Source organism: Luminiphilus syltensis NOR5-1B, assembly GCF_000158175.1.
Taxonomy (GTDB): domain Bacteria; phylum Pseudomonadota; class Gammaproteobacteria; order Pseudomonadales; family Halieaceae; genus Luminiphilus; species Luminiphilus syltensis.
On the sequence record NZ_DS999411.1, the window covers coordinates 154,364 to 166,465 of the forward strand.

12 protein-coding genes are annotated in these 12,102 nt (G+C 57.6%); all 12 read right to left on the reverse strand.

Going from position 1 to position 12,102, the window contains the following annotated elements; genetic code table 11:
* The 12 genes from rnhB to frr all read right to left on the reverse strand — a co-directional run bounded on the left by rnhB (window position 1) and on the right by frr (window position 12,059).
* Window positions 1-615 carry a ribonuclease HII gene (rnhB, locus tag NOR51B_RS00585; protein WP_009020085.1) on the reverse strand — a complete coding sequence of 205 codons (615 nt, stop codon included), beginning with the start codon at window positions 613-615 and terminating at the stop codon, window positions 1-3.
* A complete protein-coding gene (gene lpxB, locus NOR51B_RS00590; protein WP_009020526.1) occupies window positions 612-1,748 on the reverse strand; it encodes a lipid-A-disaccharide synthase in 1,137 nt (378 codons plus the stop codon). The genes rnhB and lpxB overlap by 4 nt, the downstream gene beginning before the upstream one ends.
* On the reverse strand, window positions 1,748-2,518 hold the full coding sequence (gene lpxA, locus NOR51B_RS00595) for an acyl-ACP--UDP-N-acetylglucosamine O-acyltransferase (protein ID WP_009021558.1): 771 nt from the start codon (window positions 2,516-2,518) through the stop codon (window positions 1,748-1,750). The genes lpxB and lpxA overlap by 1 nt, the downstream gene beginning before the upstream one ends.
* Before the next feature lie 3 nt (window positions 2,519-2,521).
* Window positions 2,522-2,953, reverse strand: a complete 432-nt coding sequence (gene fabZ / locus NOR51B_RS00600) for a 3-hydroxyacyl-ACP dehydratase FabZ (RefSeq protein WP_040482212.1) — start codon at window positions 2,951-2,953, stop codon at window positions 2,522-2,524.
* A gap of 8 nt (window positions 2,954-2,961) precedes the next feature.
* Window positions 2,962-4,005, reverse strand: a complete 1,044-nt coding sequence (gene lpxD / locus NOR51B_RS00605; protein WP_009020664.1) for a UDP-3-O-(3-hydroxymyristoyl)glucosamine N-acyltransferase — start codon at window positions 4,003-4,005, stop codon at window positions 2,962-2,964.
* A 2-nt stretch (window positions 4,006-4,007) separates the two neighbouring features.
* On the reverse strand, window positions 4,008-4,517 hold the full coding sequence (locus NOR51B_RS00610) for an OmpH family outer membrane protein (RefSeq protein WP_009021192.1): 510 nt from the start codon (window positions 4,515-4,517) through the stop codon (window positions 4,008-4,010).
* 32 nt (window positions 4,518-4,549) lie between these two features.
* Complete coding sequence (gene bamA / locus NOR51B_RS00615; RefSeq protein WP_009019240.1) at window positions 4,550-7,186, reverse strand: outer membrane protein assembly factor BamA; 2,637 nt, start codon at window positions 7,184-7,186, stop codon at window positions 4,550-4,552.
* A gap of 127 nt (window positions 7,187-7,313) precedes the next feature.
* Window positions 7,314-8,666: an RIP metalloprotease RseP gene (rseP, locus tag NOR51B_RS00620; RefSeq protein WP_009021156.1), complete on the reverse strand. Its 1,353-nt coding sequence runs from the start codon at window positions 8,664-8,666 to the stop codon at window positions 7,314-7,316.
* Window positions 8,666-9,871: a 1-deoxy-D-xylulose-5-phosphate reductoisomerase gene (ispC, locus tag NOR51B_RS00625; protein WP_040481464.1), complete on the reverse strand. Its 1,206-nt coding sequence runs from the start codon at window positions 9,869-9,871 to the stop codon at window positions 8,666-8,668. The genes rseP and ispC overlap by 1 nt, the downstream gene beginning before the upstream one ends.
* Window positions 9,872-10,708 (reverse strand): phosphatidate cytidylyltransferase, encoded by an 837-nt coding sequence (locus tag NOR51B_RS00630; RefSeq protein ID WP_040482214.1) that lies wholly within the window; start codon window positions 10,706-10,708, stop codon window positions 9,872-9,874.
* Entirely contained in the window at window positions 10,701-11,471 is a 771-nt protein-coding gene (uppS, locus tag NOR51B_RS00635; protein ID WP_081443854.1) for a polyprenyl diphosphate synthase, read from the reverse strand. The genes NOR51B_RS00630 and uppS overlap by 8 nt, the downstream gene beginning before the upstream one ends.
* A 30-nt stretch (window positions 11,472-11,501) precedes the next feature.
* Window positions 11,502-12,059, reverse strand: coding sequence for a ribosome recycling factor (frr, locus tag NOR51B_RS00640; protein ID WP_040481466.1), 558 nt, complete (start codon window positions 12,057-12,059; stop codon window positions 11,502-11,504).
* Window positions 12,060-12,102 lie beyond the last annotated feature (43 nt).

The window sequence follows — 12,102 nt, forward strand, 5'->3', positions numbered from 1 at the left end:
TTATACGCTAGCGTCTGCGGACAGGTCGAGCAAGCGCCGCACCGGCGCAAAGCTACGGCGATGGATGGGCGTTACCCCCAAGCTCGCCAGAGCCTCGAGGTGGGCGCGAGTGGGATACCCCTTGTGCTGCGCGAAACCATAGCCCGGATACTGCTCATCCAGCGCGATCAACTCCTCATCCCGCTGTACTTTGGCAATAATCGAGGCAGCCCCGATGGCGGGCTCAATACCATCGCCACCCACCACGGGTTCGGATCGATAGTCCCAGCGTGGAAGCCGGTTACCATCAACCAGAATAAAATCAGGCCTCAGCGACAAACCCTCGACGGCTCGAGTCATCGCCAACAGGGATGCCTCGAGAATATTCAGCCGGTCAATTTCGTCGACAGAGGCACGACCGATACTCCAGCAACAGGCTTCAGCTTTGATCTGTACAGCCAGTTGTGCCCGACGTTTAGGGGACAGTTTTTTTGAATCGGTAATGCCTGCCGGGGATACATCACCCAGAATCACGGCTGCCGCGACAACATCGCCCGCCAGTGGACCTCGACCCACCTCATCAACACCGGCCACCCTCTGCCCCGATCGCTCATCAAACAGGTTCGCAACCTTCATCGACTCAGCAAACCCTCCAGAGCATCGGCGGCACGAGGCGCAAAATCAGCGCCAATCCGCTCTGCCAGCTCCTCAAAAACAGGCACCTGGGTTTGGTCGCCCTCCGCCAGAATACCCATGATGGCGTCCGCTATCGCCGACGGCGTCGCCGCATCCTGTAATAACTCAGGGACGATTTCCCGGTCGGCAAGAATATTCGGCAAGCCAACAAATCGAGTAATCGCCATACGGGACAAGACCTGCCAGGACACCGCACCTAATCGATAGGCAATCACCATGGGTCGTCGAAGCAGCATGGCCTCGAGTGTTGCCGTCCCCGACGCCAGCAGCACCGAATCGGCAGCCACCATCGCCAGTCGACCCTGGGCTTCAATGACCTCTACAGGAAGATCAACACCTTCCAGCACCGCCATGATCTGCTCGCGCCGATGGGGGCTCGCCGCTGGAATGACGAAGCGAAGCGCAGGATTGACCTGTACCAGGCGCAGCATGGCCTCTTTAAACAAGGGCATGAGCATTCGCACCTCGGCGGCGCGGCTGCCGGGCATCACCGCAACTACCGTATCGTTATCGGCAAAACCGAGACGAATTCGGGCGGTCGCCTTATCGGGTAATAGCGGGAGTTCCTCAATCAGTGGATGACCCACACAGACTGCAGGGATACCGGCCTGCTCGTAAATGGGGACCTCAAAGGGGAGAAGGCACAGCATCAGATCGACGGCTTCCGCGATACGCCGAATCCGCCCCGGGCGCCACGCCCACACCGACGGGCTGACCAGATGGGCGGTAGTCATCCCGGATCGACGCAATTTGCGCTCGAGAGTTAGATTGAAATCCGGGCTATCGATACCCAAAAACAGATCGGGCCGGAGGGCAATTTGCTGGTTGTAGACGGCCTGACGGATGCGCAACAGTTCAGGTAGACGTTTGAGTGGCTCTATCAGACCCATCACCGACAGACGATCCATGGGCACCAGCGAATGAAGCCCCTGGGCCGCCATTAAATCTCCGCCAATACCGCTCACTGCCATCTGAGTATGTCGCTGCGCCAGTTCCTGCAAGACGGCGGCACCGAGAATGTCGCCTGAGGCTTCACCGGCCAGCACGCCGATATTGAGTGCCCCCTCCGGCACTAGCGAACGATGCCGCGCTCTGAGTTGCGCAGAGAATCGATAAGCAACTGTATCTCGGGCGTCTGGGAGACCATGTTTTCCAGCCGCTCAATAGCCACGTCCAGTGTGAGGCCCTGACGATAGATAATCTTGTAGGCGCGGCGAATTTCATTGATGGCATGACTGCCAAACCCGCGCCGGCGCAAACCCTCCAGATTTATGGTCTTGGCTTGTGCAGGACTACCGGCAACCGTCACGTAAGCGGGAACATCCTTACCAATAGCGGTACCCATGCCACTGAAACTATGGGCTCCCAGCTTGCAGAACTGGTGCACCAGGGTGTAGCCGCTCAGGATCGCCCAATCGCCGACCACGACATGCCCGGCCAGCGCCGCGTTGTTGACGAGAATGGTATTGTCGCCCACCACACTGTCATGGCCGATATGGACGTAGGCCATAATCAGGTTTTTATTACCGATCAGGGTTAGCGATTTATCCTGCACCGTACCGCGGTGAATGGTGACGTTCTCGCGGATGACATTGTCATCACCAATATGCAGTTCAGTAGGCTCGTTGCGATACTTGAGATCAGGGGTGGCCTCACCCACAGTGGAGAACTGGTAAATATGGTTGCGCTTGCCGATTCGCGTGGGACCGCGCACCACCACATGGGGCTCTATAATCGTGCCCTCGTCGATGATCACCCCGGGGCCGATAAAGCTCCAGGGGCCCACCTCAACCGAGTCAGCGATCTCCGCGGTAGGATCGACAATGGCGGTCGGGTGAATCACCGATCAGCGGTCCGCGCATAAAATGGTTGCCGACGCGCACAGCGCGCCGTCGACCCGCGATTCCACTTCGAACTTCCAAATCCCCCGGCGCTCACCCAGAACCTTGGCAAACAGATGCACCCTGTCCCCGGGAACACAGGGGCGCTTGAAGCGAAGTTTATCCGCGCCGACAAAATAGTAGATGGAGCCGTCCGCAGGGGTTTTACCCATGGTTTTGAAACCCAGAATACCCGCCGCCTGCGCCATCGCCTCGACGAGTAAAACGCCCGGGAAGACCGGCTCATCCGGGAAGTGCCCGTCGAAAAAGGGCTCATTGATCGACAAATTCTTATAGGCTTCGATCGATACTCCCGGTTCCAGAGCGACTACTCTGTCAACCAAAAGGAAGGGGTATCGATGCGGCAGATGCTCCCGAATTTCGCCTATGTCCATGATCATCGATCTCACTCCTTGGATTTTTTACACGGGGGCTCTTGTAACGGAACCAACTTTTCAAGCTCCGCCACGCGCTTTGCGAGTGCGTCGAGCTGCTCAAGGCGAAGCGCACTTCTCGACCATTGTTTCAGGGGCTGCAAACTCGTTCCGGAGCCGTAATGCCCAGGCTCCGTTACCGATCGGGTCACCCGACCCTGGCCCCCGATATGCACATTGTCGACTAGCTCTACGTGATCTCCGACCCCAACCTGCCCCGCCAGGGTGCAGTTTTCGCCGATAACCGTACTGCCGGCAATACCCACGCAGGCGGCAATCGCCGTATTCCTGCCAATCCGCACGCCGTGGGCGATATGTACCTGGTTGTCAATAATGACCCCATCGGCGATCTCCGTGTCGTGTAAGGCACCGCGATCGATCGCGGTACAGGCACCTATTTCAACGCGATCGCCGATCCGAACCGAGGCCAACTGCAGAATCTTCTGCCAGCCATCCGGACTGGGGGCAAAGCCGAATCCATCGGATCCGATAACGGCGTTGGACTGTACAAGGCAACATTCGCCAATGGTGACGTGATGATGCAGCACGACACCGGGACGCAGCTGGGTACCCGCACCCAGAGTCACCCCCGGACCCACCACGCAATTGGCACCTATCCATACGTCGTCACCCAATTGCACATCGGCATCAATCACGCTGCCGGCATCGATGGTCACATTGCGACCCAGCGTCGCCGAGGATGAGACCGTGGCACCGGGATCAATATCGCCTGACGGTACGGGACGATTATCAAAGAGCCAGCTGGCGCGGGAAAAACTCAGGTAAGGATTATCGCTGAGCACCGCATCGCCCGACCAGGCATCGAGCCAGTCCGGATGAATAATCACAACCCCGGCCTCGGTGGTATTCAGCTGGTCCAGAAACTTCTTTTGCGCAACAAAACTGATGTGGCGGGGTCCCGCACGATCCAGAGGGGCCAATCCGTCAATTTCTCGATCGGCGTCTCCCCTGAAGTCGAGCTCGAGCCGCGCCGCGATGTCGCGCAGAGCTGTCACGCCTACTGGGGCGGTAACTGGTTGAGCTTATCGGTTACCTTGGCCGTGATGCTGTAACTGAGGTCAGCGTGGATTACCGTCTGCTGCTGAAGCAGGAGTCCGATCTGCTCGGTCTCGATAATGGTGCGCAGTACCTCGCGAGCACTCGGCGCCAATTCCTGAAACACGCGCTGGGCATTTTGCTGCTGCATGGCCTGCAGCTTCTTGGCCACATATTCGATGTCCGATTGCTTGCTCGCCAGTTTCTGCCGTGCAGCCACCCGCTGGTCCTCACTCATCGCCTCCTGATCGCGCTGGAAGTTTGCGACCAATTCATCGAGCTCCTTCTTCAGCGAATCAAACTCCTGCTTGTCCGACATGAAGTCCTCATTACTTTCAAACTCGGCTAGCCGCTGCTGCGCATAATCCGTCTGCAAAATGGCCTCTTCGAGGTTGACCACGGCCACTTTTCCCTGCGCTACAGCAATCACGGGCAGGCAACACAGTAAGGCGGCGGCCGCCAGTTTGTTCATCGTCTTCACAATAACCTCCCAGTTATATGATTTTAAAATCCACGTCCGAGCGTAAACTGAAATGTCTCACGCCGGTCAATCTCACTGGCATTGAGCGGCTTGGCCAGACTAAATGTCATGGGCCCAAAGCCTGATAGCCAGGTCACACCAATACCGACAGAGTAACGCAGCTCAGCCACATCTACATCGAAACAGTTAACTTGATTCACAGTGCAATTGGTGTTGAACACGTTACCGGCATCGAGGAACAAGGCGGAGCGGAGCGACCGCTGATCCTTGATAAACGGTAATGGGAACAGAATCTCAGCACTACCCTCCATCAGCACGTTACCGCCGAAGGGCTGCGGTCTGCGCTGGTTGACTTCCTGCACCACGATCTTGCCGGTTTCGGGATCAACCACGTAACCGAACTGATCACCGTTGGGCCCTCCCTGCTCAAGGGGCACTCCATTTTCATCAATTTCAGTGATCGGTCGATCAACAATATAGTTGATCGGCGGCGTGCTCCTCGGACCAAGCGTATTGACCTCAAACCCCCTCACCGAACCAAACCCACCGGCGAAGAAGTGCTGGAAGAACGGCAGTGTCGTGGTGTCGCCATAGCCATCGCCGTAACCCAACTCCGTTCTCAGATGAAGGGTAAAGGGACCGTAGATCGGGAAATAAACCTCCCCCCGGTAAGTCAGCTTGAAAAACTCCAGATCTGACAACGCGGGCACTGAAACCTCCAGAGCCAACGACTGGGAGGCGCCTCGCGTCGCAAGCTGACCGCGGTTCAGTGTTGACTGCAGCCAGGAGCCTGTCGCCGTCCAGTTGAGGAATTGGTCTCCGTTTTCATCGAGGAAGCCGGGCTCCGGGGGCGGCGACAACGCGGACGGAGAGAGTTCCTCCAGTGGCAACAGGAACTCCGCTGCCGAATAGGTACCGTCCGCAAGCCGCTGTGACTCGTAGAAATCGAACACCCCGTCCTGCAGCCTTGGGCTTGCTCGAATCTCCTGTACGGCGAAGTCACCGGTCGTGATCTTGGTGTCCGATGCGCCGAAGGAGAAGCCGAGACGCTGTGTCTCGCTGATCGGATAACCAAAGTTCAGAGACGCGCCGAAGGTATCGGTGGTGTAGCTCGCGACATTGATTTCAGACAGGTCCGTCTTGCGAAAGAACACACTGAAACCGCGGCTTACCCCGTCTTCGGTAAAGTAGGGATTGGTGTAATTAAACGAGGCCGAGTCCTGAAATCGAGAGGAGTTGATATTCACACCCACGCGCCGGCCGGAACCCAAAAAATTATTCTGCGTGAGGTTCAAACCAAGAATCAGACCCGCGTCCTGGGCGAAACCAACACTACCGCCAATGCTCCCGAAAGACTGTTCCTCCACTGTAAAATCGACATCAATCAAGTCATCGGTACCGGGTACTTCCTTGGTTTCAACCGTAGCCGTCTTGAAAAAGCCGAGTCGTTCGAGTCGGATCCGCGACTGTTCTATGTCAGCCGCTGACGCGGGAGACGCCTCCATCTGACGCATTTCACGTCGCAGGACATCGTCGGCGGTGCGCATATTTCCGGTGAAATTAATACGGCGAACGTAGGTGCGCTTACCGGGGTCCACGAAAAATTTAATAGCCACTGTGGACCCTTCTTCGCCGATTTCGGGAATACCGGTCACCTTGGCAAAGTTATAGCCCTCATTACCCAACCTGCGGGTCAAATAATCTTCTGTGGTGGTTACCAATGCCTGGGAATAAATCATGCCTTCACGAATCAGCAGGTAACGACGCAGATCCTCCTCTGGCAACACCAGATCGCCGGATAAGCCCACATCCGTAATCGTAAACTGCTCACCTTCGCTGATGTTGGCCGTAATAAAGACCTCTTCCTTATTGGGCGATACGGCCACCTGAGTCGAATCGATGCTGAACTCCAGATAGCCCCGGTCGAGATAATACGAAGTGAGTGCCTCCAGGTCAGAGGTCAACTTTTCCTTGGAATATTTATCATCGCTGGTGAAAAACGACAGCCAGCCGGTCGTCTTCAGAACAAAAATCTCCGCGAGTTCCTCATCATCGAAGATCGAATTACCGACCACATTAATATGGCTGATTGACGCCACCGTGCCCTCGTTCACATCGATAGCGATGGAAACGCGGTTCCTCGGCTCCGGAATCACTTCGGTGTCGATGGTGGCGTCGTAACGCCCCTGCAGCACGTACTGCCGCTGCAATTCTAACTGCATACCCTCAAGGGTTGAGCGCTGGAACACCTGGCCAATGGCCAAGCCCGCGCCTTTGAGGCCATCGAGCAGCGCCTCGGTCTCAATGGCCTTGTTCCCATCGATATTGATTTCGCTGATGCTGGGCCGCTCCACAACGGAGACCACCAAAACATCACCATCACGTCCGATACTGATGTCATCGAAGTTACCGGTAGCAAACAGATTTTTGGCGGCTGCGCGGACCGCCAGACCATCAACAACATCCCCCACGCCCACCGGCAGCACAGCGAAGACACTCCCCGGGGATATACGCTGCAAACCCTCAACGCGAATATCCGCGACCGTAAACGGTGAAGCCTGGGCACGCGCTCCGGGAGACAGGACGGTCAGTAGTGCCAATAACAGCAGCGTAAACACCGTTGAACAAACCGATACGCCTTTTATAGGTGCCATTCGCATGATCAGAAATAATCTCCGCAGGACAAGCGAGCCGTCATTGGGTGGTCTCGGTTTACCGGCGCTGAGGGCAAGTCGCACCGACACCAGAGTAATGGGCGGAGGGCCTCGACCCGGGTCACAGAGTGCCTCATAACCGCACCACGTCATTATACAACGCAAACACCATCAGGCTCAGCACCATTGCCAGTCCCACCTGATAGCCCGCCGCCTGAATACGCTCGGGAACCGGTCGGCCCAGTAACGCCTCGATGCCATAAAAAAGCAAATGCCCGCCATCAAGCACCGGGATCGGCAGCAAGTTCAGTGCTCCCAGGGAAATAGACAACAACGCCAGAAACCCCAGCCAGGAATCCAGGCCCGATTCGGCGGTGCTTGCGGCGACCTGGGCAATGGTAATGGGCCCCGACAGGTTCTTGGGTGAAATCAAACCCTGAAGCATTTTTCCAATGGACTCAAAGGTAAAAAGGGTCAGATCCGAAGTCCGACCCAGTGCCGCCCAGAGGGCCTCTATCGGGCCGCGATCAAAGACCCGCACCATCGATTCCGGAAGCGTCGGGACCACCACCGACATACCTACAGAGCCCATCGTCTGCCCATCGACCTGCTTGGTTTCGGGCGTCACAACCACAGCAACTTCAATACCCTCGCGGATGACATCAACCGCTATTCGTTCGCCGGGCCTGCTGCGAACATAATCGACCCATTCAGACCAGGTCGGCATGGGAGTGCCGTCGGCACGAATCACGAGATCGCCGGAGATGAATCCCGCGGTCTCGGCAGCGCCCCCCACAATCACCTCATCGATCAATGGCACCACGGTGGGCCGCGCCAGGGTTAAGCCCAGTCCGGCAACCGGGTCGGGCGCCTCGCTACCGACGAGCCAACGGTCCAGCTCAGCCGAGGATTCATAAACCACATCCGAATCGGGGTACTTCGCGGCAATCCGTATATCTCCGGAATCCCCCAGTCGATCGAGAAGCCGCATCGTAAGCGCAGCGGCGGTTGGGGTTTCGCGCCCATCAATCGCAACAATCTCCTGGCCCACTTCGACTCCCGCATAAAACGCAGGCGAGTCGGGCTCGACGTCGGCGATAAGCGGCACCAGGCCAGTTTCGCCGCGCAGAAACAGAAACCAGAACACCGCGATAGCGAGTAAAAAATTGGCAATAGGGCCCGCGGCAACAATAGCGATGCGCGCCCAGACCGACTGGCGGTTGAACGCTTCGCTCAACTGATCAGCGGGTACGTCACCCTCCCGTTCATCGAGCATGCGCACATAGCCACCGAGTGGAATCACGCTGAGTGTGTACTCGGTACCACTGGCATCACGGGTTTTGAATAACGGGAAACCAAATCCCACGGAGAAGCGAAGGACACGAACACCGCAGCGGCGAGCCACCCAAAAGTGGCCGAACTCGTGGAAAGACACCAGAACGCCGAGGGTCACCAGTGCAATGGCGATTGTCTGTAACAGTTCCATCAACGTCCCGCCGCTCGACGATCGGTTCTCGCGAGCATCTCACCCACTACATCCGAAGCCGCGTCTCTCGCACGTCCATTCAGGACCTCGACCGCATCAAGCGAATCGGGCTCGTCCGCCGTGATGGCCTCGAGACAGACCTCGATTACCCGGTCGATGTCAGTAAAACGAATCCCTCCCTCCAGGAACGAACTTACCGCCACCTCGTTGGCCGCGTTGAGCACGCACATTCCCCCCGGTACCTTAATGGCCTCCTGAGCCAGGCGCAGGCAGGGGAAAGCAGAGGTATCGGGCGCCTCAAAGTCAAGCTGGCCTACGGACACAAGATCCAGGGACTGAACCCCCGCGTCGATCCGGTCCGGCCAGGACAAACCGTAGGCGATGGGTGTTCGCATGTCAGGATTACCCAATTGCGCCAGCACTGATCCATCGCGATAGCGAATCAGCGAGTGAATCACGCTCTGGGGGTGCACCACGACCTCGATTTGCTCGGGCGAACGATCAAAAAGCCAACAGGCTTCCGCCAGTTCCAGCCCCTTATTCATCAGCGTTGCAGAATCCACCGAAATCTTTCGACCCATCGACCAGTTGGGATGGGCGCAGGCCTGATCGGGAGTGACGCTGGTTAATTGCTCACGAGACCAACCACGGAAGGGACCACCCGACGCGGTCAGCAGTATCTTTTCCACCGATTGCACATTGGTCCGGGCCAGGGGATCCGCGGGCAAACACTGGAACATGGCGTTATGCTCACTGTCGATAGGCAGCAGCGCAGCGCCCCCATCCCGCACGGCGCGCATGAACACGGCACCGGCAGCAACCAGCGCCTCTTTATTCGCCAGCAGTAAACGTTTACCCGCTCGCGCCGCGGCAAGTGCAGGCCTGAGACCCGAGAAGCCGACAATCGCTGCCATGACCGAGTCCACTTCGGGGTCGGCGCACAGCGTTACCATCGCCTCGATGCCGGCATACACCGTGGTATCACTCACGCCATGCAAGGCCGTCTGCAGCCTTGAGGCGGAGTCACTGTCGGCCATAACCGCAAAGCGCGGCTCGTACTGCGTACAGATACCGATCATGGCCTCGACCGAGGTATTGGCCGTCACTGCATACAGACGATAGCGGTCAGGATGCCTGCCCAGAACGTCGAGGGTGCTGGAACCGATGGAGCCTGTTGCTCCCAAAAGAACGACGTTTTGCACCATCTAAAAGCCCACAAGAACCAGCGAGAGCGCAAATATCGGGGCGGCCCCGCAAATGCTGTCGAGGCGATCGAGCAGCCCACCGTGACCGGGGAGCAGGGTTCCGGAGTCCTTCACCGCGCATTCGCGTTTCACCATACTGACCGTCAGATCACCTAATACTGAGGCTCCTGCGGTGGCCAATCCAATAATAATGATCGATTCGATACCGATATGGGTATACGCCTTGGGCAGGTTCAGCGCGACGACGACGGCCACCACAATCACGCAGGCAAGCCCTCCCCAGAGGCCTTCCCAGGTTTTGCCGGGACTCACCGACGGTGCCAGCTTGTGCTTGCCAAATGATCGGCCTGTAAAAAAGGCGCCTATATCCGCCGAGGCAACGACAATGACCATTAGCACGAGCAAAATCGCCCCGTGTTGAAGCGTCATTAAATAGACGACGGCCAGCCACGCGAAGCCCAGTACCGCCCACCCCATCAACGTCCGAACAGCCGGGTGCCGCCAGAAGCGTGCGGTTCCAGGAAAACTCTCGACGAACAGCAGATAAACACACCACATCAGCCCCGCGCTCCCGAGGAAGGGCTGCACATCGCTGGCCGTGGGTTTCCCACCGAGATCGACCCAAAACCAAAGGCTCACGGTCAGCATGAGCAGCAATACACTATAAAACGTGCGCAACATCGGACGGGTCCAGCCGGCCAGGGCCGCCCACTCCCAGGCGCCGGCTGCCGCGACCAGTGCGAAGAAGAGCGCCAGCAATGGCAGCGGCAAATAGATGACGGCTGAGAGAAAAAGGGCTACCAGCACCAGCGCAGTGAGTACGCGTTTCCTAAGCACGGTGGCTATCTCCCAGTCGACGCCCATCGTGACCATCAGCGTTCTTTCGCACCCCAAAACGACGCTCGCGACGCTGGTAATCGGCGATCGCCGCGTCGAGGGTTGTTTCATCAAAATCTGGCCACAGCGTATCGGTGAAAAAGAATTCGGAATAGGCCAGATGCCACAGCAGGAAGTTCGACATTCGCTGCTCACCGGCGGTTCTGATGCATAGATCCGGCGGTGGCAGATCGGACAGGGACAACTGGGACTCCAGCGTTTCCTCGTTGATCTGGTCGGGCTGCAGGCTCCCTGCCTGAACACTCTCAGCGAGCTGGCGGGCGGCACTGGCAATATCCCAGCGGCCGCCATAATCCAGTGCCAGCACCAACGTCGCATTGGTATTGTCGGCGGTCGCCGCCTCAGTCACCTCAAAAAGACGTCGCAAACGCGGGCTAAAACGGTCTCGACGACCCACAATACGCAGTCGGATACCATCGCGCTGAAGTTTCTCCAACTCCGAGCGCAGGTAACGATAGAGCAGCGCCATTAGCGCCCTGACCTCGGCCTCCGGCCGGCCCCAGTTCTCGCTACTGAAGGCGAACAGTGTCAACACCTCCACGCCTTTCTTCTCGCAGGCCTCCATTACCGCGCGCACGACTTCGACACCAGCGCGATGGCCGAGATGACCGGCAATTCCCTGACGGACCGCCCAACGGTTATTGCCATCCATAATGATGGCAATATGCCTGGGGATCGAGGGAGCCTGTATGGGGGAATTCACGCTAAAGAGGTCTCTGGGCAGCCTGCCGCCTCAGATTTCCATGAGATCCGATTCTTTCTCGGACAGTTTTTTCTCAATTTTGGCGACAAAACCGTCGGTCAGCTTCTGGATCTGCTCTTCGCCGCGGCGTTGCTCATCCTCAGAAATTTCCTTTTCCTTCTCGAGCTCCTTGAGCATTGCCATGGCGTCGCGACGGGCATTGCGCACGGAAACCCGGGCAGACTCTGCCTCGCTGCGAGCCTGTTTGATGTAGCCCCTACGGGTCTCCTCGGTCAGCATTGGCATGGGAATACGAATCACATCCCCCGCCGACGACGGATTGAGACCAAGATCCGAGCGCATGATCGCTTTCTCAATATCTGGCGTGGTCGACTTGTCAAAGGCGACAACGGTAAGCGTTCGTGCATCCTCAACATTGATGTTAGCCAACTGAATCAACGGTGTATCTGCGCCGTAATACTCAATCCGGATGCTGTCGAGCAGACTCGGATGCGCGCGGCCCGTCCGGATCTTGTTGAAATTATGGTCGAGGGCCTCCAGCGACTTTTCCATGCGCTCTTCGGCGTCGCTTTGAATATCGTCAAGCATGAGAATCATCTCCGAAAAATGCGTTAAATGGGGTGGGCGTCAC

Excerpts from the sequence above, each read along its gene's own strand:
- rnhB (WP_009020085.1), bottom strand. The coding sequence starts at position 615 with ATGAAGGTTGCGAACCTGTTTGATGAGCGATCGGGGCAGAGGGTGGCC.
- NOR51B_RS00610 (WP_009021192.1), bottom strand. The coding sequence starts at position 4,517 with ATGAACAAACTGGCGGCCGCCGCCTTACTGTGTTGCCTGCCCGTGATT.
- bamA (WP_009019240.1), bottom strand. The coding sequence starts at position 7,186 with ATGCGAATGGCACCTATAAAAGGCGTATCGGTTTGTTCAACGGTGTTT.
- rseP (WP_009021156.1), bottom strand. The coding sequence starts at position 8,666 with ATGGAACTGTTACAGACAATCGCCATTGCACTGGTGACCCTCGGCGTT.
- ispC (WP_040481464.1), bottom strand. The coding sequence starts at position 9,871 with ATGGTGCAAAACGTCGTTCTTTTGGGAGCAACAGGCTCCATCGGTTCC.
- frr (WP_040481466.1), bottom strand. The coding sequence starts at position 12,059 with ATGCTTGACGATATTCAAAGCGACGCCGAAGAGCGCATGGAAAAGTCG.